Here is a 19863-nt window from a genome sequence, read left to right on the forward strand (position 1 = left end):
CCAGTCCCACAGGCCTTTTTTTATATGAATGAACCCACATTGTCTGGAGTGTGGAGATTGGGCGGATTCTCGCCTGAAAACAGCAGGAATCAACATGAGCGAAAGCTTCGCAGAACTATTTGAAGAAAGCCTTAAATCCCTCGACATGCAGCCGGGCGCCATCATCACCGGCATCGTGGTCGACATCGACGGTGACTGGGTCACCGTGCATGCCGGCCTCAAGTCCGAGGGCGTCATCCCGGTCGAGCAGTTCTACAACGAGCAGGGCGAGCTGACCATCAAGGTGGGTGACGAGGTCCACGTTGCTCTGGACGCGGTTGAAGATGGCTTTGGCGAAACCAAGCTGTCCCGTGAAAAAGCCAAGCGCGCGGAATCCTGGATTGTTCTGGAAGCGGCTTTCGCTGCAGAAGAAGTGGTCAAGGGCGTCATCAACGGCAAAGTCAAAGGTGGCTTCACCGTCGACGTCAACGGCATTCGTGCGTTCCTGCCGGGTTCCCTGGTCGATGTCCGCCCTGTGCGCGACACCACCCACCTGGAAGGCAAAGAGCTCGAGTTCAAGGTCATCAAGCTGGACCAGAAGCGCAACAACGTTGTCGTTTCCCGCCGCAGCGTACTGGAAGCCGAGAACAGCGCCGAGCGCGAAGCTCTGCTCGAGTCCCTGCAGGAAGGTCAGCAGGTCAAGGGTATCGTCAAGAACCTCACCGACTACGGTGCGTTCGTTGACCTGGGCGGCGTAGATGGCCTGCTGCACATCACCGACATGGCCTGGAAGCGTATCAAGCATCCGTCCGAAATCGTCAACGTTGGCGACGAGATCGACGTCAAGGTGCTGAAGTTCGACCGCGAGCGCAACCGCGTCTCCCTGGGCCTGAAGCAGCTGGGCGAAGACCCATGGGTTGCCATCAAGGCTCGTTACCCGGAAGGCACCCGCGTTCAGGCGCGCGTCACCAACCTCACCGACTACGGCTGCTTTGCCGAGTTGGAAGAAGGCGTCGAAGGTCTGGTACACGTTTCCGAAATGGATTGGACCAACAAGAACATCCACCCGTCGAAGGTCGTACAGGTCGGCGACGAAGTGGAAGTCATGGTTCTGGACATCGACGAAGAGCGTCGTCGCATCTCCCTGGGCATCAAGCAGTGCAAGTCCAACCCATGGGAAGACTTCTCTGGCCAGTTCAACAAGGGCGACCGCATCTCCGGCACCATCAAGTCGATCACCGATTTCGGTATCTTCATTGGTCTGGACGGCGGCATCGACGGTCTGGTGCACCTGTCCGACATCTCCTGGAACGAGCCGGGTGAAGAAGCCGTCCGCCGCTTCAAGAAGGGCGACGAGCTGGATACCGTCATCCTGTCGGTCGACCCGGAGCGTGAGCGCATCTCCCTGGGCATCAAGCAGCTGGAAGACGATCCGTTCTCCAACTACGCTGCTGTCAATGACAAGGGCAGCATCGTTCGCGGTACCGTGAAAGAAGTTGACGCCAAGGGCGCCATCATCGATCTGGGCAACGATATCGAAGCCACTCTGAAAGCTTCCGAAATCAGCCGCGACCGCGTTGAAGACGCACGCAATGTGCTGAAGGAAGGCGACGAAGTCGAAGCCAAGATCATCAGCATCGACCGCAAGTCCCGCGTGATCAGCCTGTCCATCAAGTCCAAAGACGTCGAAGACGAAAAGGATGCGATGAAAGAGCTGCGCACCAAGCAGGACGTAGAAAGCACTGGCCCGACCACCATTGGTGATCTGATTCGTGCTCAGATGGAAAACCAGAACTAAGTTCGGGTTCTTCATGAAAAAGGGCGACTTCGGTCGCCCTTTTTTGTGTCTGTTGTCCCGTCCTGAATAGGGTTTACACCTTCTGATCGATTTTCAGGAGGATGTAATGGAAGCAGCAAAAAGGCGCAGCCAGCGGGACTACACGATGACTTTTAAATTGTCGGTTGTTGTAGTGGTCAACCCATCCCGGACAGTGGATTAAGTTTTTCTTCGGCCACCGCAGGTGGCAGTCCGTCGTTGAACTGATGCGGCCTGATCCAGTTGTAACGGTGCATCAGGTAATGACTGATGTCCCGTTGAGCTTCCGAAGCGGTCACGTAGCCTGTCGCCGGAATCCATTCGGATTTCAAGCTGCGGAACAGTCGTTCCATTGGCGAGTTGTCCCAACAGTTTCCCCGGCGACTCATGCTCTGCTCCATCCGATATCGCCACAACCGCTGCCGAAACAGGCGGCTGGCGTACTGGCTGCCCTAACAGCACCTGCTGCGGTTTACCTCGTTGTTCGTAGGCCATATCCAGCGCCTTGATGACCAATGCCGCATCCGGCTTGGCGGAGAATGCCCAGCCAATTACTCGCCGTGCATGCAGATCCAGCACCACCGCTAAGTAATTCCAGCGGCCTTGCGCCCAGATGTAGGTGATGTCGCCGCACCACACCTGATTGGTGCGCTCAGCGGTGAACTCGCGGTTCAGCCGGTTCGGGATATCTGGCCGCTCAACCGTAGCCTGCTTGTACGCGTGCGAGCCTGGTTGTTTGCTGACCAGGCCCAACTCGCGCATCAACCGACGCACGCGAAAGCGGCCAATGCTTACGCCATCCTCACGCAGCATGCCCAGAATGCTTCGGCTGCCAGCCGACCCTCGACTCTGGTTGAACAGCTGATTGACCTGACTGCGCAGTGCAACGCGGTGTGCATCAACACGGTAGTGGCGTAGACGATGGGCGTAGTAGCAAGATCGCACCACGTCGAACGCTGAACAGACCACTTCCACCGACTCCTGCTCACTTAACTGGTCTATCAGCACGTACGATTGAACTCATCCGACATCAAGAGAGCGGTAGCCTTTTTTAGGATCGTTTTCTCCCGTTCCAGCCGGTCGATCCTGGCTTCCAGCTCCTGGATTTTCTGCTGCTCGGGAGTCAGTGCTTTACTCTTCGGGGTAACGCCCGCGCGCTCCTCTTGAAGCTGTTTTACCCATCGACGCAGAGCTGACTCAACCAGCCCCAATGAACGGGCTGCTTCGATATGGCTATAGCCCTGGTCGAGCACCAGACTGGCGGCCTCCCGTTTGAACTCGGGCGTAAAGGAACGACGTTGCTTGGTCATCAGACACCTCTCTATGGCGAGTATTCTCGCCCTAAATGGGTGTCCGGGATCAGCAGACCACTACATGTCGACCAGGTCGAAAAAGGCGAGCTGAGTTATAAGGAGGCTCAGGAGCGTTACGGGATCCAAGGCAAGACGACCGTTCTGACGTGGTTACGCAAGCATGGTCGGCAAAACTGGAATCCAGGCGCATATCTTGGCTCGCCGAGGATGGGGATCATGCCCGAGCAAAACCGCCCATTGACGCCAGAGCAACGCATCAAAGAGCTTGAAGAGCAGCTTGCTCTGTCGAATCAAAAAGCGCAGTTTTTCGAAGCTGTCGTGGATGTGTTGCAAACTGACTACGGTCTTTCTGTCGTAAAAAAGCGTCCCGGCAAGTCCTCTCGCAAAAACGAATCCAAAACCTGAGCATCAGCAGGGCTTGCCAGTTCATGGGGATAAGCCGACAGGCTTACTACAAGCGCAATCGCGCCTATGCTGCTCGTTTGGTACTGGATCAGGAAGTTGTTGATTTCGTTACCCAAAAACGTCTGCGGCAACCCCGCATGGGGACGCGAAAGCTGCATTATTTGATGCATTGTCAGCCACAGCATGAGCTGCAAGTGGGCCGAGATCGCCTGTTTTCCATTCTGCGCGAGAGACGTTTATTGGTGGCCCGCAAGCGGGCGTATCACAAAACGACTGAAAGCCATCATCGCTTTCGGCGACATCCGAACCTGCTCAAACCGGGTCCTGATCAGGTGGTTCCAAGCGGCCCGGAGCAAGTCTGCCGTCCGCTCGGGTCGCCGAGTCCTCGCCTAGCCTCTGGCCTTTTCCATGGCAAGTGCCTGGTTGACTACCAGCCAGCCATCCACGGCTTGCTCGCCGACATCATTGAAGGCCCGTTGAAGCAGACGGACCTGTTCCCTGCGCAAGGCCTGCTCCAGCTTTGCCCCCTCTGCGGTAAAGCGCAGCATGCGCTTTCGCTTGTCATCCTCTGCAGTCAGGCTCTCCACCAGGTGCATTTCGATTAACTGGCGTAGCGGTGTATTCAGTGCCTGCTTGGAGACACCGAGATAGCTCAGCAACTCCTTGACGCTCAGGTCCGGGTAGCTGGCGATAAAGAAAAGAATGCGGTGATGCACGCGGGATAGGCCGCGGCGGGCGAGCATTTCGTCAGGCTTGGCCGTGAAGGCCTGATAGCCGAGAAAGAAGCTCTCCATGATCTGGCGCTGCACTGCGCTTTTTTTTAGGTCAGGCATATTGACGTATTTATCGTGAGAGGCGTAATTTCGGTCAAGAAGTTTGACTTATTTTGCAGCGCCTCGCATCTGGTATGAAAATGGCCTTCTCCGAACGTATTACTCGCCTTAAAAGTTCTCTCATTCGTGAAATCCTAGCTGCAGCCCAGCGTCCGGAAGTGATGTCCTTCGCTGGCGGCCTGCCGGCCGAGGCGATGCTGCCCGCGGTCGATTGGGCCGAGCTGCCAGCAGGCATGGGGCAGTACGGCATGAGCGAAGGCGAACCTGCTCTTCGAGAAGCCATTGCGGCGCAGGCACGAGCATTGGGCGTACCCTGTGAGGCGAGCCAGGTGCTGATCGTCAGTGGCTCGCAGCAGACGCTGGATCTCGCGTCGAAGCTGTTTATCGACTCGGGCACAGAAGTGTTGGTTGAGGCGCCAACCTATCTCGCCGCGCTGCAGTCCTTTCAATTGTTCGGAGCCGAATGCCTGGCGGTTCCCCAGCAGGCCGATGGTCCGGATCTGGCTGCTCTGCGCGCCACGCTGGAGCAGCACAAACCTGCTTTCGCCTATCTGATTCCTACGTTCCAGAATCCATCTGCCGTTCGCTACAGCGAAGACAAGCGTGACGCTGTCGCTGCATTACTGGACGAGTTTGGCGTGACGCTGCTCGAGGATGAGCCCTACCGCGAGCTGGTTTTCGATCAGGGCAGTGCCCGGCCCATCGTGTCACGTCTGCAACGAGCAAGCTGGATTTACACCGGCACCGTATCCAAAACGCTGCTGCCCGGGCTGCGCGTCGGCTATCTGATCGCCTCACCGGATCTGTTCCCTTATTTGCTACGACTGAAGCAGTCGGCTGATCTGCACACCAACCGGATCGGGCAGTGGCAGGCGCTGCAGTGGCTGGGTAGCGAGCGGTATCAGGCGCATCTGGCGGAGCTTCGCGATTTCTATCGCGTTCGTCGTGATGCCATGCAGGCTGCGCTCAGCGAGCACTTCGGTGATCTCGCGACCTGGCAGCTGCCGCAGGGAGGGCTGTTCTTCTGGCTGACGCTGAAGCAGCCGCTGGATACGCGAACCCTGCTTGACCGGGCGCTCGCCAATGATGTGGTGTTCATGCCAGGTGAGCCCTTTTTCGTGGACCCGGACGCCAATCCGGGTTATCTGCGGCTGAACTTCAGCCATGTGGCTGCTGAGAGAATGGAAGAAGGGGTGCGTCGTCTGGCGCAGGTCATCCGCGAAGGTGCCGTGCTGCAAGCCGCCTGAGAGATATCGCCGGCCTGCGTTGCGGGTCGATCGGAGGGAGCATGTTGAAAGTCTATGGTGATTACCGGTCGGGTAATTGCTACAAGGTCAAGCTGATGCTGCACCTGCTGGAGCAGCCTTACGAATGGATTTCGATCAATATCCTTCGCGGTGAGTCCCGCTCCGAGGAGTTTCTCAAGAAGAATCCGAACGGCAAGATTCCGGTTCTGGAGTTGGAGGATGGCGCCTGCCTGTGGGAGTCCAACGCCATCCTCAACTATCTGGCCGACGGCAGCGAGTTTCTTCCGGCGGACCCGCGGCTGCGCACCCAGGTGCTGCAGTGGCAGTTCTTCGAGCAGTACAGCCATGAGCCGTTTCTGGCTGTCGCCCGCTATATCAAGGTGTATCTCGGCATGCCGGAGGATCGCCGTGAGGAGTACGAGGCCAAGCAGCTCGATGGCTACCATGCGTTGAACGTTATGGAGCAGCAGTTGCTACGCACGCCCTACCTGGTGGGTGAGCATTACTCGATTGCCGACGTTGCGCTGTACGCCTACACGCATGTGGCTGAAGAGGGAGGGTTCAGGCTCGATGACTATCCCGCAATTCGCCGATGGCTGGAGCGTGTCGCCAGTCATCCGCGGCATGTAGGTATGTACGATTGAATGAAAAACAGGGCCGCAACGGCCCTGTTTTACTGTGGTCGGGGCTATTTCACCAAGCCGAGAAACTCGCTGCGGGTCGCGGCGCTATCGCGGAACTGACCCAGCATCACCGATGTGACCATCGACGAGTTCTGCTTTTCCACGCCGCGCATCATCATGCACATGTGCTGGGCTTCGATGACCACCGCCACACCTGATGCGCCGGTAACCTGCTGCATCGCCTCGGCGATTTCACGAGTCAGGTTTTCCTGAATCTGCAGGCGGCGCGCATACATATCCACGATGCGAGCGACCTTCGAGAGGCCGAGTACCTTGCCATTGGGAAGATACGCAACGTGCGCCTTGCCGATGAAAGGCAGCATGTGATGCTCGCACAGCGAGTACAGCTCGATATTCTTGACCAGCACCATCTCGCTGTTATCTGACGTGAACAGTGCGCCGTTGGTGACTTCCTCGAGGGTTTGCTGATAGCCCTTGCACAGGTACTGCATGGCTTTGGCGGCGCGCTTGGGCGTGTCGAGCAGGCCTTCGCGGCTAACGTCCTCGCCGAGTTGGCCGAGGATCGCGGTGTAGTGTTGTTCCAGGGACATTGAGCTACCTGTCAGGCTTCATGGGGTCGCGAACGCGAAGGGTAGGGGGCCGCCGCTCGGCTGGCAAGTATGGCGAGCGAGACGCTGGCCACGGCTCATTCGTCCCGGCCTTCCAGCATGGTGCGTTTGAGCATCACGTAAATGGCTCCGGTACCGCCATGACGTGGCAGGCAGGAGGTGAAGCCGAGCACTTGCGGATGCTGCCGCAACCAGGTGTTGACGTGGCTCTTGATCAGTGGCCGCTTGCCGTCGAGCCTTGCCGCCTTGCCATGGGTCACGCGGACGCAGCGTACTTCGAGCCGTGTCGCTTCGGCGATGAAATCCCATAACAGCTCCCGGGCTTTCTCGACGCTCATGCCATGCAGGTCGAGGCTTCCCTCGAATGGGATCTGGCCGGCTTTGAGCTTGCGGACCTGACTGTCCTGCACCCCGTCGCGGGCCCAATAAAGCTCGTCTTCGGCGCCTACGTCGATGACGAACTGATCCGATAAACCGTCGACGCGTGTGGTTTCGTTGCTGACGGTGGCGTTGCTGCGGCGAGTCGCGATCTGTTCGCGATTGCTGCGCGCTTTGCCGATTTCGGCGCGGTCGTGCTTGATCGGCTTGACGCCGCGCACGGCCGACTGGAAGAGAGAGAAGTCATCGTCTTGCATGGGGAGCCTCCAAACAGGACGGCAGTTTACCCCAGTCACGGCGCCTGGCGGACGAGCCTTCCATCCAGGCGTATTTTTGTTTGCATCAGGCGGCGTGTGTCTGGAAAAGCTGCCAGCTCGTTCAGCTCAGGCAGCGTTTGAATCGTGGGTCTTCAGCGCGCCAGCGCCGCAGCGTCTTGCACGCAAACGGCAAAGTTGTCGGCAAGAATGGTCATCTCGATGCGGTGCACCTGTTCGGCATCGATGCTGCCTTCGCCCATCGGCAGATTGCGTGTGGCACAGGCGCTGTCCACCAGGGTGCAGCGATAGCCGTAATCCTTGGCAGCCCGAACCGTTGTGCTGATGCTGGAGTGGGTCATGAAGCCGCAAACGATCAAATCCAGATGACCCAGTTTCTGCAGCAGTTCGTGGAGCTCGGTGCCGGAGAAGGCGTTCGGCAAGCGTTTGGCAACCACTGCCTCTCCGGGCAGCGGTGCCGCTTCCGGCATGATCTGCCCACGGAAGCCCTGCGGATCGAAAAGGCCACCGCTGATACCCAGGTGATGCACGTGCACGATCGGCGCGCCAGCTTCGCGCGCGGCTGCCAGCAAACGGGTGATTTCCGGAAGTGCCCGATCCAGGGCAGGCAGGGCAAGAACACCACTGCGGTACTCTTCCTGCACATCGATGACCAGCAAGGTGGCATTCGTCAGCGTCGCCGGGTTATAGCTGCGGCCACTGAGCTGAAGCATGGTCTGTGGCTTGGTCATTTTCGGCTCCTTGTGCTGTGAGGGGGCTGATTGTGGCGCCAGAATGCGCCGATGTGAACCGTCCGGCTCATGTTTCGCTGGACGTTTTGCTGACTGCTCAGTCGAACTGCATGGCCGCACGATATGTCGGAGATATCGGGCCCCGACTGCGAGCCGAAGGGTAATGCCGGCCGCTCATCTGGTGTTGAAACGAATTGAGTATTTACAACCTGAGTGGGTGGCTCGAGAGCCTTGCTCGCGTGGTCATAGCAGGCATGGCTCGGGTTTTCGTATGCCTGCTACACTCGCGCCCTTTTTACAGGAGACGCCCTTGTGACCGCTTCGCTCTCCCGCTTGCGTACGCTGCGTGACCATATCCGCTGGGCCGTCAGCCGGTTTCAGGCGGAGCAGTTGTTCTTCGGCCATGGCACCGACAATGCCTGGGATGATGCGCGCCAGTTGGTGCTGGGTGCGCTGCACCTGCCATGGGAAATGGCTGACAGCTATCTGGACTGCCGACTCGAACTTGACGAGTGCGAGCATCTACAGGAACTGCTGCGTCGCCGTATCGAGGAGCGTGTGCCGACCGCTTATCTCCTTGGGCAAGCCTGGTTCTGCGGCTTGCCCTTTATCGTAGACGAGCGCGTGCTGATTCCACGTTCGCCGATTGCTGAGTTGATCGAGCATCGCTTCGAACCCTGGCTGCCCGACACGCCCAAGCGGATTCTCGATCTGTGCGCAGGGTCAGGCTGCATCGGCATCGCTTGCGCTTACGAGTTTCTCAAGGCCGAGGTGGTGCTCGCTGACCTGTCGTTCGATGCGATCGAGGTGGCCAACCGAAACATCGAGCATCACGGACTCGAAGAGCGGGTTTATACCGTGCAAAGCGATGGTTTCGACGGGCTGCCAAACCAACGTTTCGATCTGATCGTTTCCAATCCTCCCTATGTCGATGCCGAAGATTTCGACGACATGCCCGCTGAGTTTCATCACGAACCGGCCCTGGGCCTGGCATGCGGTGAAGACGGACTGGATCTGGTGCGACGTATGCTCGCCGAAGCCGCGGATCACCTCACTGAGGATGGCATCCTGATCGTCGAAGTGGGAAATAGTCAGGTTCATGTCCAGGCTCTTTATCCCGAGGTGGATTTCACCTGGCTGGAGTTCTCGCGCGGGGGGCATGGCGTCTTCCTGCTCGCAGCGCAGCAGTGCCGAAAGCATCAGGCCCTGTTCCGCGCACGCCTCGCAGGAAACTGATCCAGGTTGGTCCCCATTAACGACCGAGCTGTCGCGCTCAGGTGTTCGTGCTGTTCCTGCGGCGCGGCAACCTTGGGAATTTTCCGCCGATACCTGAGCATTTGAGTCGCCGAGTGGTCTGTTGCATGTGGCGTCTGATCGGAAGGCGACGAGCGCGAACTCGTTGACCGGTCATCGTCGTGCTCGCGTTGCACGTCATTGCATCCTGCATTCAAGCGGACGGACCATGCCAGGCATTATGGTAGAACCCATCACATTCTCGTTGTTCGGCGCCCTGGGCGACCTGGCGTTGCGCAAGCTGTTTCCCGCGCTGTATCAGTTGGATCGCGCCGGCCTGCTACATGCCGATACCCAGATCCTGGCGCTATCGCGTGAGAGCGGTGAGCCGGCCACACACAAGGCGCGAATCGAGCAGGCATTGCGTACGCGTGTTCCTGCGGGCGAGCTGGATGAGCAGGCCCTCGATCGCTTCAGCGTCCGGCTGCACTATCTGGCGATGGATTTTCGTCGCCCCGAGGGTTACACCGCGCTATGTGACTGCGTGCCGGCCGAGCAACCCCTGATCGCCTATTTCGCGACGCCCGCGGCGGTCTACGGTGACATCTGCAGGTTCCTGGCTGCGGCAGGGCTCGCCGAGCAGGCGCGGGTCGTTCTGGAAAAGCCCATCGGCCATGATCTGGCGTCTTCGCGCGTCATCAACGATGCGGTCGCCGAGCACTTTCCCGAGAGTCGCATCTATCGCATCGATCACTATCTGGGCAAGGAAACGGTCCAGAACCTCATAGCGCTGCGCTTCGCCAATAGCCTGTTCGAGACGCAGTGGGACCAGCATCATATCTCCCATGTAGAAATCACCGTGGCCGAAACGGTCGGCATCGAAGGACGCTGGGGCTATTTCGACCAGGCCGGCCAACTGCGTGACATGGTCCAGAACCATTTGCTGCAACTGCTCTGCCTGATCGCCATGGACCCGCCGAGCAATCTGACCGCCGACAGCATCCGCGATGAGAAGGTGAAGGTGCTCAAGGCGCTGGCACCGATCACTGCCGAATCCCTTCATCAGCGGGTGGTGCGGGGCCAGTACGCCGCCGGCAACGTTGCGGGCGTTTCGGTGCCAGGCTATTTGGACGAAGAGAACTCGAACGCTGAAAGCAGTACGGAAACCTTCGTCGCGTTGCGTGCCGATATCTGCAACTGGCGCTGGTCGGGCGTACCGTTCTATCTGCGTACCGGCAAACGCATGGCGCAGAAGCTTTCGCAGATCGTGATTCATTTCAAGGAGCCACCGTTCTACATCTTCGCCCCTGAGCAGCGAGCGCTGATCAGCAATCGCCTGATCATTCGACTGCAGCCTGACGAGGGCATCTCGCTGCAGGTGATGACCAAGGAGCAGGGATTGGACAAAGGCATGCATCTGCGCAGCGGACCCTTGCAGCTGAATTTCTCCGAGACCTACAAGAGCACGCGCATTCCAGATGCCTATGAGCGTCTTCTGCTTGAGGTCATGCAGGGCAACCAGAACCTCTTTGTGCGCAGGGATGAAATCGAGTACGCATGGCATTGGTGCGATCAGCTGATCGAGGGCTGGAATCGTCTCGGCGCAGAGCTCAAGCTTTATCCCGCTGGCTCCTGGGGGCCAGTTGCTTCGATTGCACTGATCACACGCGACGGGAGGGCGTGGTATGGCGATCTCTGAACTGGATCTTCCTACCGGTGTGGTGGCACATAGTTTGGCCAATCCGCAACGGCAGGCCGAACTGATGGCTGACAACGTGGCCAAGGCGCTGGCCTATGCGGTGCAGACCCATGGCATAGCCTGTCTCGTCGTATCCGGTGGGCGCAGTCCGATTGCATTCTTCGAAGCTTTGTCGACACGAGAACTGAACTGGTCGAAGGTGCAGATCAGTCTGGCTGACGAGCGCTGGGTGCCTGTGACCGAACCGGCCAGCAACGAAGGCTTGGTGCGGCGTCATCTGCTGCAGAATGCGGCGCGCGAGGCGCGGCTGATCGGGCTGTACCATCCGGCTGAATCCGTCGAGCAGGCTGCATCGTTCGGCGACCATGCCCTGGCGCAGCTGCAGCGGCCTATCGATGTGCTGATACTGGGAATGGGGGACGATGGTCATACCGCTTCGCTGTTTCCCGGCAACCCGAATCTGCCACATGCGTTGCGCGATGACTGTCCGGAGCGGTGCCTGCCGATGCAGGCGCCGGTCGATCCGCAGGCACGCCTGACGATGACCTATCCGCTGCTCGCTGGTGCTCGAATGCAGTGTCTGGCTATCCAGGGCGCTGACAAGCTCGAAACGCTGCGCGCGGCACTGAATGTCGATCCGTTGCAGATGCCGATTCGCGCATTCCTGCATTCCCCGCTCGAAATCTATTGGTGCCCGTGAGGCCCGAGGACTTTCGCATGACCATGGACCAGAAGAACGCTCTGATCGAACGAATCTGTGCAGATGCGCGGATCCTGCCGGTCATCACCATCGGTAGCGAAGAGCAGATCCTGCCTCTTGCTGACGCATTGGCCGCTGGCGGCCTTCGTACGCTGGAGATCACCCTGCGATCCAGTCATGGCCTGACAGCCATTCGACGGCTCCGTGAAGAGCGTCCTGATCTTTGTATCGGCGCTGGTACCGTTCTGGACCGACGCATGATGGATGAAGTGGAGGCGGCGGGGGCGCAGTTCATCGTCACACCCGGCTCCACGCGGGAAATCCTGGAAGCGGGGGTGAGCTGCTCGGTGCCACTGCTGCCAGGTACCAGTAGCGCATCGGATGTTATGGAGGGCTACGCGCTGGGTTATCGCCGCTTCAAGCTCTTCCCGGCAGAGATCTGTGGCGGCATCGCTGCGCTGAAGGCGCTCGGCGGCCCCTTTGCCGACGTGCGTTTCTGCCCGACCGGCGGCGTAAACGCAGCAAACGCCGCGCAATATCTGGCCCTGGCGAACGTGATGTGCGTCGGCGGCACCTGGATGATCGACGGTGCGAGCCTCCGCTCGGGCGACTGGGCCGGCATTCAACGACGCACCGCTCAGGCACTGGCCGCACTAGTGTAACGCTGCCAGCGCTGGTCGGGATCGCTGCTACGCTGTGATTGGTGCGTAGCGGCAGCGATGCGCGTATGATTCGCGCCCTTTCAATCGGATTGCCACACCGGGAGGTGCCCAGATGACCGAGCACGAAGAAACAAGCACTCACGTTACTCACGGCGAAAAGCTGCAGAAAGTCCTGGCTCGCTTGGGCATGGCGTCGCGTCGCGATGTCGAAAAATGGATTTCCGAAGGTCGCGTCAAGGTCAATGGCGTAGTCGCGAGCCTGGGCCAGCGCGTCGACTCTCATGATGCGATCGCAGTCGACGGCCGCCTGCTCAAGCGGGAAGAGGTCAGCGAAGTAGTCCGCCGTGTACTGATCTACAACAAGCCGGACGGCGAGATCTGCACACGCAACGATCCGGAAGGTCGCCCAACGGTGTTTGACCGTCTGCCGCGCCCGAAGGAGGGGCGGTGGATCAATATCGGTCGTCTCGACATCAACACCACCGGCCTTCTGCTGTTCACCACCGACGGCGAACTGGCCAACCGTCTCATGCATCCTTCTTATGAGATGGACCGCGAGTATGCGGTGCGGGTGCGTGGGGAAGTCGACGACGAGATGATCGAGAGGCTGAAGGCCGGTGTGATGCTGGAAGACGGTCCGGCACGCTTCACTGACATCCAGGAAGCGCCCGGCGGTGAAGGCTTCAATCATTGGTATCACTGCGTGGTGATGGAAGGCCGTAATCGCGAGGTTCGCCGTCTGTGGGAGTCCCAGGGATTGGTCGTAAGTCGATTGAAGCGTGTGCGTTTCGGTCCGGTCTTCATGACCTCCGATCTGCCGATGGGCCGCTGGCGAGAAATGTCGCAAACCGAAGTGGATATTCTCAGCCAGGAGGTTGGGCTCAAGCCGGTTGCATTGCCGAGCATGAAAGCCAAGGCCAAGGAAAAGATCGATCGCATGCAGCGCAAGGTGGCGAAGCCGTTGAGCCGCGGTGAGCGGCGACCTCGCGTGCTGCGTTCGTCAAGCGAGGCCGATGTGCCAGCTTCGGAAAAGCCGCGGGCACCGAAGGGTGGTGAAGGCGGGCGCAAGCCACGTGTCAGCGAAGGGCGTAGTGAAAAAACGCGTGGAACGCCGGTCGCTGAGCGTCCGGGCGACGCGCGTAAAGGTGGTAAGCGTAAGGACGGGGCAGGGCGTCCGTCGGGGCCAGGTAAAAGGCCGGCCGGAGATGGTCAGCGCCCAGGCTTCGGGCGTAGCAAACGCACCTGATCGCTGTATCCAGCGCTGCGCAGTGGTCGAAGCCGCTGCGCAGCGGTTTTGCTTTGGCAAGCCCTGGTTATTGCGCGTCCAGCGCCTGGCCATTCACGCCGATGCTGTCCGGGCCCATCAGGTACAGATAGACAGGCATGATTTCCTCGGGGAGCGGGTTCACCAGCGGGTTCTCGCCGGGATAAGCCTTCGCGCGCATGTCGGTACGAGTGGCCCCCGGATTGACGCTGTTGGCGCGGACCGCAGCGGTGTCATCCACTTCATCCGCCAGCACCTGCATCAGCCCTTCGGTGGCAAACTTCGATACAGCGTAGGCGCCCCAATATGCGCGTCCCTTGCGGCCGACGCTGCTCGACGTGAAGATCACCGAAGCGTCCTTGGCTAACTTCAGCAGCGGCAGCAGGGTGCTCGTCAACATGAACATCGCGTTTACATTCACTTGCATCACGCGCATGAAGTTGTCGCCGGACAACTGCTCAAGCGGTGTCCGCGGACCAACGATCGCAGCGTTGTGCAAAAGGCCGTCGAGATGACCGAACTCACGTTCGATCATGGCGGCCAGTTCGTCGTACTGGTGCGGCAGTGCGGTTTCCAGATTGAACGGAATAACGGCAGGACAAGGATGGCCCGCGGCTTCGATGTCATCGTAAACCCGGTTCAGGTTGTCTTCATTCTTGCCAAGCAGCAGTACGGTTGCCCCGTGTGCTGCATAGGCTTTCGCGGCAGCTTCTCCGATACCGCGGCCGGCTCCCGTAACCAGAATGATGCGCCCTGCGAGCAAGTCGGGGCGGGCGGAATACTCGAACATCGGATGCCTCTTGAATCGATGGTAGGTGGCGTCCGACAAGTGTGCGTCGGACGATAAGGCTAGGGTGGTTTGCGCTGTCGCTGTTTCAGCAACTGCACAGTGCCCTATCCAGGACTTGCCGGAGCTCCAGCGGGTGGTCTACCACCACATCAGCGCCCCAGCTTCCCGGGTTGTCTTCGGGGTGAATGTAGCCATACCGCACTGCGGCTGTTCGACTGCCTGCCGCGCGACCTGATTCGATGTCTCGCAGGTCGTCGCCGACGAACAGGACCGTGGATGGATCCAGGTCGAGTTGGCTGCAGGCCAAGAGCATGGGTTCGGGATCAGGCTTGCTCTTGGTGACATGATCAGGGCAGATCAGCACGGCGGAGCGGGAAGCCAGGCCCAGTTGATGCATGATCGGCTCGGCGAAGCGCAGCGGTTTGTTGGTCACTACGCCCCAGATCAGGTTCGCCCGTTCGATCTCGTCGAGCAGTTCGGCCATGCCATCGTAAAGATGACTGTGCACCGCGCAGTTCTCCTGATACCGCGCGAGGAACTCGAGACGCAGTTCTTCGAACTCGGCCGATAGCGGGTCGACATCGAAAGCGCTGAGCACCATGGCCCTCGCTCCGCCTGACACGACATCACGAACCTGTTGTTCGGAAACCGGTGCCAGTCCCCTGGCGCCTCGCATGGCTTGCACGACGGCAATGAAGTCGGGGGCGGTATCGAGCAGAGTACCGTCCATGTCGAACAGAACAGCTCGCAGGCGCATCATGCCTCCTTGATGGTCTGGACCATGTAGTTGACATCGACGTCCGCAGCCAGCTTGTAGTGCTTGGTCAGCGGGTTGTAGGTAAGACCGATGATGTCCTTGACGACCAGGCCCGCATCGCGACTCCAGGCTCCCAGTTCTGAGGGGCGAATGAATTTCTTGAAGTCGTGGGTGCCGCGCGGCAGTAGCTGCAATACGTACTCAGCGCCGATAATGGCGAACGCATAGGCTTTCGGGTTGCGGTTGATCGTCGAGAAGAAGACCTGCCCGCCTGGCTTGACCAGTGCACAGCAGGCCCGGATGACCGATGCCGGGTCCGGCACGTGCTCGAGCATTTCGAGACAGGTGACCACATCGAATTGCTCGGGAGCTTCCTCGGCCATGGCTTCGGCAGTGATCTGCCGATAATCGATTTCGAGTCCGGATTCCAGCAGGTGCAAGCGTGCTACCGAAAGCGGCGCCTCACCCATGTCTATGCCGGTGACCTGAGCGCCTCGCTGAGCCATGGCTTCGCTGAGAATGCCGCCTCCGCAACCGATATCGATAACCTTCTTGCCCGCCAGGGAAATGTGCTCGTCTATCCAGTTCACCCGAAGCGGGTTGATTTCGTGAAGCGGCTTGAACTCGCTTTCGCGATCCCACCAGCGATGTGCAAGGGCTTCGAATTTGGCGATTTCAGCGTGGTCGACGTTGCTCATGATCCGGTCCGTTTGAAAGCTTGAGGGAGAAGCTTGAGCTGCAAGGGCTCATGTTGCCAGCTTCAGCTAAGGTCGAGGGCATGGTAGCCGCCGTGATTTGTATGTCATTTGGTCGCGCAGAGGCCGTGTATGGTTGGTCTGATTCAGCGTTGATCGGTGCTCGCAATTCTCTCGCCCCATTGGCGAGCGTTCGCAATCACTCGCTGTTCGTCCATTCGCGTAAGGCGACCGTGTTCCAGCAGTTGCTTGCCGCCTACCCATACATGTCGCACCGCGTCTCTACCGGTGGCGTAGATCAATTGGGAAACCGGGTCGTATATCGGTTGTTGTGCCAGACCGGAAAGATCCAGCGCGACGAGATCGGCGAATTTGCCTGTCTCCAGAGAGCCGGTGTGCTCATCGATGCCCAGCGCTCGGGCGCCATTCAGTGTGGCCATGCGCAGAGCGCGATGGGCGTCCAGTGCCGTGGCCGAACCAGCGACGGCCTTGGCCAGCAGCGCTGCCATACGAGTTTCGCCTAGCAGGTCTAGGTCGTTATTGCTTGCCGCCCCATCCGTGCCGACTGCCACGTTGATTCCCGCTTCCCACAGGCGCTCAACTGGACAGAAGCCACTGGCGAGCTTGAGGTTGGATTCCGGGCAGTGAATAACGCTGCAATTATGCTCGGTGAGCAGCGCGAGATCTTCATCATCTACCTGAGTCATGTGCACTGCCTGAAACCGCGGCCCTAGCAGTTGCAATCTTGCTAATCGCGCTAGCGGCCGCTCACCGTGTTTCCGCAACGCCTCTTGGACTTCATGGGCGGTTTCATGGACGTGCATCTGGATGCCTGCATCCATCTCCGCTACCAGAACGCGAATGCTTTCAAGTTTATCGTCGGCAACCGAATAAGGAGCATGCGGCCCGAAGGCGATCGTGATGCGGGAGTGATGCTTGAGATCGTCGAACAGCGCCACGCCTTTGCGTAGCGCTTCATCCGCATCGCGTGCGCCGGGAATGGGGAAGTCAAGAACCGGGACGGTGATTTGCGCTCGCACGCCGTGCTTGTGCACCAGTTCGCTGACGACATTGGGATAGAAGTACATGTCAGAAAAACAGGTGATCCCGCTTTTCAATTGCTCGGCAATCGCCAGCTCGGTGCCACAGCGAACGAAATCCTCGTCGACCCAGCGTGATTCGGCTGGCCAGATGTGATCTTTAAGCCAGCGCTGCAGGGGGAGGTCATCAGCGAGGCCACGAAACAGGGTCATCGCGGCATGCCCATGCGAATTGATCATGCCTGGAGCAAGAAGCATCCCCTCGAGCTCTCGCGTTTCTATCGCCTGATGTTTGAGCGCCTCGGCACGCGGAGCGATGAGTGCAATGCGTCCGGCTCGAACGCCGAGCCCGTGCCCCTTCAGTACCACGCCAGCCGGTTCCACCGGAACGAGCCAGGTGGGAAATAAAAGCAGATCGAGCGGAGCATCGCTGTGCCGGGACATGTGGGGCCATGACTTGGGAGGAGAAGGCTAGTGTAAAGGCTGGTGACTTAGGATTGAAGAAACGAGCGAGCCATGATTCTTTGTAGTGCTCCTTATATAGCTGTAGCTGGTATCACTCGTACGGTTGTTACTTTGGGGCTCGCCGGGTCGCCATCTGAATAAAACTGAAATAAACGGTTGACGGCAGTTTTCAGGTCCCTATAATGCGCACCACTTCCGGCGCAGTCCTTAAGCAAAACCTCTTGTAAATCAAAAGGTTAGCGAAATAAAAGGGTTGCACCGGTGGCGGATTCGAGTAGAATGCGCCGGGCTGGCAGGGTGGTGGTTGAGTCCTGTTGGCGGCTTCGGTCAGGTTGATCGGAAGCGGTTGAAAGAGGTGGTTGACAGCGGATTTGAACGCTGTATGATTCGCCTCCCGCTGATGAGAGACGCTGGGTTGATCTGAAGCGCAAGCGGTTGAGAAGAAAGAAAAACTTCTTCAAAAACAGCTTGACAGGTAACAAGGCTGCTGTAGAATGCGCGGCCTCGGTTGAGACGAAAGGCTTGATCGAAACGCTCTTTAACAACTGAATCAAGCAATTCGTGTGGGTGCTTGTGAATGTAAGACTGATGGTCAGATAGATTATCAGCATCACAAAGCAACACTCGTTTATTCGAGAGTTACTCTTTACTCGTTAAAGGGATTTGCGATTGCTGAGCCAAGTTTAGGGTTTTCTCAAAACCCAAGCAGTATTGAACTGAAGAGTTTGATCATGGCTCAGATTGAACGCTGGCGGCAGGCCTAACACATGCAAGTCGAGCGGATGAAGGGGGCTTGCTCTCTGATTCAGCGGCGGACGGGTGAGTAATGCCTAGGAATCTGCCTGGTAGTGGGGGACAACGTTTCGAAAGGAACGCTAATACCGCATACGTCCTACGGGAGAAAGCAGGGGACCTTCGGGCCTTGCGCTATCAGATGAGCCTAGGTCGGATTAGCTAGTTGGTGAGGTAATGGCTCACCAAGGCGACGATCCGTAACTGGTCTGAGAGGATGATCAGTCACACTGGAACTGAGACACGGTCCAGACTCCTACGGGAGGCAGCAGTGGGGAATCTGGACAATGGGCGAAAGCCTGATCCAGCCATGCCGCGTGTGTGAAGAAGGTCTTCGGATTGTAAAGCACTTTAAGTTGGGAGGAAGGGCAGTAAGTTAATACCTTGCTGTTTTGACGTTACCGACAGAATAAGCACCGGCTAACTTCGTGCCAGCAGCCGCGGTAATACGAAGGGTGCAAGCGTTAATCGGAATTACTGGGCGTAAAGCGCGCGTAGGTGGTTTGTTAAGTTGGATGTGAAAGCCCCGGGCTCAACCTGGGAACTGCATCCAAAACTGGCAAGCTAGAGTATGGCAGAGGGTGGTGGAATTTCCTGTGTAGCGGTGAAATGCGTAGATATAGGAAGGAACACCAGTGGCGAAGGCGACCACCTGGGCTAATACTGACACTGAGGTGCGAAAGCGTGGGGAGCAAACAGGATTAGATACCCTGGTAGTCCACGCCGTAAACGATGTCGACTAGCCGTTGGGATCCTTGAGATCTTAGTGGCGCAGCTAACGCATTAAGTCGACCGCCTGGGGAGTACGGCCGCAAGGTTAAAACTCAAATGAATTGACGGGGGCCCGCACAAGCGGTGGAGCATGTGGTTTAATTCGAAGCAACGCGAAGAACCTTACCAGGCCTTGACATGCAGAGAACTTTCCAGAGATGGATAGGTGCCTTCGGGAGCTCTGACACAGGTGCTGCATGGCTGTCGTCAGCTCGTGTCGTGAGATGTTGGGTTAAGTCCCGTAACGAGCGCAACCCTTGTCCTTAGTTACCAGCACGTTAAGGTGGGCACTCTAAGGAGACTGCCGGTGACAAACCGGAGGAAGGTGGGGATGACGTCAAGTCATCATGGCCCTTACGGCCTGGGCTACACACGTGCTACAATGGTCGGTACAAAGGGTTGCCAAGCCGCGAGGTGGAGCTAATCCCATAAAACCGATCGTAGTCCGGATCGCAGTCTGCAACTCGACTGCGTGAAGTCGGAATCGCTAGTAATCGTGAATCAGAATGTCACGGTGAATACGTTCCCGGGCCTTGTACACACCGCCCGTCACACCATGGGAGTGGGTTGCTCCAGAAGTAGCTAGTCTAACCTTCGGGGGACGGTTACCACGGAGTGATTCATGACTGGGGTGAAGTCGTAACAAGGTAGCCGTAGGGGAACCTGCGGCTGGATCACCTCCTTAATCGAAGACTTCAGCTTCTTCATAAGCTCCCACACGAATTGCTTGATTCACTAGCGAAAAGCGATTGGGTTTCGACCCGAG

General features: G+C 58.4%; 17 protein-coding genes, 1 rRNA gene and 2 pseudogenes. 10 read left to right on the top strand and 10 right to left on the bottom strand.

Going from position 1 to position 19863, the window contains the following annotated elements; genetic code table 11:
- Positions 1-94: 94 nt before the first annotated feature.
- A complete protein-coding gene (rpsA, locus tag P5704_000430) occupies positions 95-1777 on the top strand; it encodes a 30S ribosomal protein S1 (protein WOF79014.1) in 1683 nt (560 codons plus the stop codon).
- A 176-nt stretch (positions 1778-1953) separates the two neighbouring features.
- Here rpsA and P5704_000435 read toward each other — a convergent pair.
- A pseudogene (locus P5704_000435) lies at positions 1954-3105 on the bottom strand (IS3 family transposase).
- A gap of 39 nt (positions 3106-3144) precedes the next feature.
- Here P5704_000435 and P5704_000440 point away from each other — a divergent pair.
- Positions 3145-3872 (top strand): annotated as a pseudogene (locus tag P5704_000440) (IS3 family transposase).
- A gap of 30 nt (positions 3873-3902) precedes the next feature.
- Here the strand turns inward: P5704_000440 and P5704_000445 are convergent.
- The gene (locus P5704_000445) at positions 3903-4346 is read right to left on the bottom strand and encodes a MarR family transcriptional regulator (protein WOF79015.1); all 444 of its coding nucleotides are present in this window, start codon (positions 4344-4346) and stop codon (positions 3903-3905) included.
- Between the two features lie 80 nt (positions 4347-4426).
- Between P5704_000445 and P5704_000450 the strand changes: the two genes are divergently transcribed.
- On the top strand, positions 4427-5593 hold the full coding sequence (locus P5704_000450) for a PLP-dependent aminotransferase family protein (protein WOF79016.1): 1167 nt from the start codon (positions 4427-4429) through the stop codon (positions 5591-5593).
- A 41-nt stretch (positions 5594-5634) separates the two neighbouring features.
- Positions 5635-6237 carry a glutathione S-transferase family protein gene (locus P5704_000455; GenBank protein WOF79017.1) on the top strand — a complete coding sequence of 201 codons (603 nt, stop codon included), beginning with the start codon at positions 5635-5637 and terminating at the stop codon, positions 6235-6237.
- Positions 6238-6281: 44 nt separating this feature from the next.
- Here the strand turns inward: P5704_000455 and folE are convergent, their stop codons facing one another.
- The 3 genes from folE to P5704_000470 form a co-directional block, all read right to left on the bottom strand.
- Entirely contained in the window at positions 6282-6827 is a 546-nt protein-coding gene (gene folE / locus P5704_000460) for a GTP cyclohydrolase I FolE (GenBank protein ID WOF79018.1), read from the bottom strand.
- Between the two features lie 95 nt (positions 6828-6922).
- Positions 6923-7480, bottom strand: a complete 558-nt coding sequence (locus tag P5704_000465) for a Smr/MutS family protein (protein ID WOF79019.1) — start codon at positions 7478-7480, stop codon at positions 6923-6925.
- Positions 7481-7632: 152 nt separating this feature from the next.
- Positions 7633-8229: a cysteine hydrolase family protein gene (locus tag P5704_000470; protein WOF79020.1), complete on the bottom strand. Its 597-nt coding sequence runs from the start codon at positions 8227-8229 to the stop codon at positions 7633-7635.
- Positions 8230-8541: 312 nt separating this feature from the next.
- Here P5704_000470 and prmB point away from each other — a divergent pair, with 312 nt between their 5' ends.
- The 5 genes from prmB to P5704_000495 all read left to right on the top strand — a co-directional run bounded on the left by prmB (position 8542) and on the right by P5704_000495 (position 13769).
- Positions 8542-9465 carry a 50S ribosomal protein L3 N(5)-glutamine methyltransferase gene (prmB, locus tag P5704_000475; protein WOF79021.1) on the top strand — a complete coding sequence of 308 codons (924 nt, stop codon included), beginning with the start codon at positions 8542-8544 and terminating at the stop codon, positions 9463-9465.
- 226 nt (positions 9466-9691) lie between these two features.
- Complete coding sequence (gene zwf, locus P5704_000480) at positions 9692-11161, top strand: glucose-6-phosphate dehydrogenase (GenBank protein ID WOF79022.1); 1470 nt, start codon at positions 9692-9694, stop codon at positions 11159-11161.
- Positions 11148-11861, top strand: coding sequence for a 6-phosphogluconolactonase (gene pgl, locus P5704_000485; GenBank protein WOF79023.1), 714 nt, complete (start codon positions 11148-11150; stop codon positions 11859-11861). Before zwf ends, pgl begins: the two co-directional genes overlap by 14 nt.
- Positions 11862-11878: 17 nt before the next feature.
- On the top strand, positions 11879-12523 hold the full coding sequence (locus P5704_000490) for a bifunctional 4-hydroxy-2-oxoglutarate aldolase/2-dehydro-3-deoxy-phosphogluconate aldolase (GenBank protein ID WOF79024.1): 645 nt from the start codon (positions 11879-11881) through the stop codon (positions 12521-12523).
- 112 nt (positions 12524-12635) lie between these two features.
- The gene (locus P5704_000495) at positions 12636-13769 is read left to right on the top strand and encodes a pseudouridine synthase (protein ID WOF79025.1); all 1134 of its coding nucleotides are present in this window, start codon (positions 12636-12638) and stop codon (positions 13767-13769) included.
- A gap of 67 nt (positions 13770-13836) precedes the next feature.
- Here P5704_000495 and P5704_000500 read toward each other — a convergent pair whose 3' ends face one another.
- The 5 genes from P5704_000500 to P5704_000520 form a co-directional block, all read right to left on the bottom strand.
- Positions 13837-14577: a YciK family oxidoreductase gene (locus P5704_000500; protein WOF79026.1), complete on the bottom strand. Its 741-nt coding sequence runs from the start codon at positions 14575-14577 to the stop codon at positions 13837-13839.
- Between the two features lie 85 nt (positions 14578-14662).
- On the bottom strand, positions 14663-15334 hold the full coding sequence (mupP, locus tag P5704_000505) for an N-acetylmuramic acid 6-phosphate phosphatase MupP (GenBank protein ID WOF79027.1): 672 nt from the start codon (positions 15332-15334) through the stop codon (positions 14663-14665).
- A complete protein-coding gene (gene ubiG / locus P5704_000510; protein ID WOF79028.1) occupies positions 15334-16032 on the bottom strand; it encodes a bifunctional 2-polyprenyl-6-hydroxyphenol methylase/3-demethylubiquinol 3-O-methyltransferase UbiG in 699 nt (232 codons plus the stop codon). The genes mupP and ubiG overlap by 1 nt, the downstream gene beginning before the upstream one ends.
- A 143-nt stretch (positions 16033-16175) precedes the next feature.
- Positions 16176-17513: a TRZ/ATZ family hydrolase gene (locus P5704_000515; GenBank protein WOF79029.1), complete on the bottom strand. Its 1338-nt coding sequence runs from the start codon at positions 17511-17513 to the stop codon at positions 16176-16178.
- Between the two features lie 257 nt (positions 17514-17770).
- Positions 17771-18148, bottom strand: a complete 378-nt coding sequence (locus P5704_000520) for a hypothetical protein (GenBank protein WOF79030.1) — start codon at positions 18146-18148, stop codon at positions 17771-17773.
- Positions 18149-18247: 99 nt separating this feature from the next.
- Here P5704_000520 and P5704_000525 point away from each other — a divergent pair.
- Positions 18248-19782, top strand: a 16S ribosomal RNA gene (locus P5704_000525).
- Positions 19783-19863: the final 81 nt, after the last annotated feature.

Origin of the sequence: Pseudomonas sp. FeN3W, from assembly GCA_030263805.2 — a bacterium.
Lineage (GTDB): Bacteria > Pseudomonadota > Gammaproteobacteria > Pseudomonadales > Pseudomonadaceae > Stutzerimonas > Stutzerimonas stutzeri_G.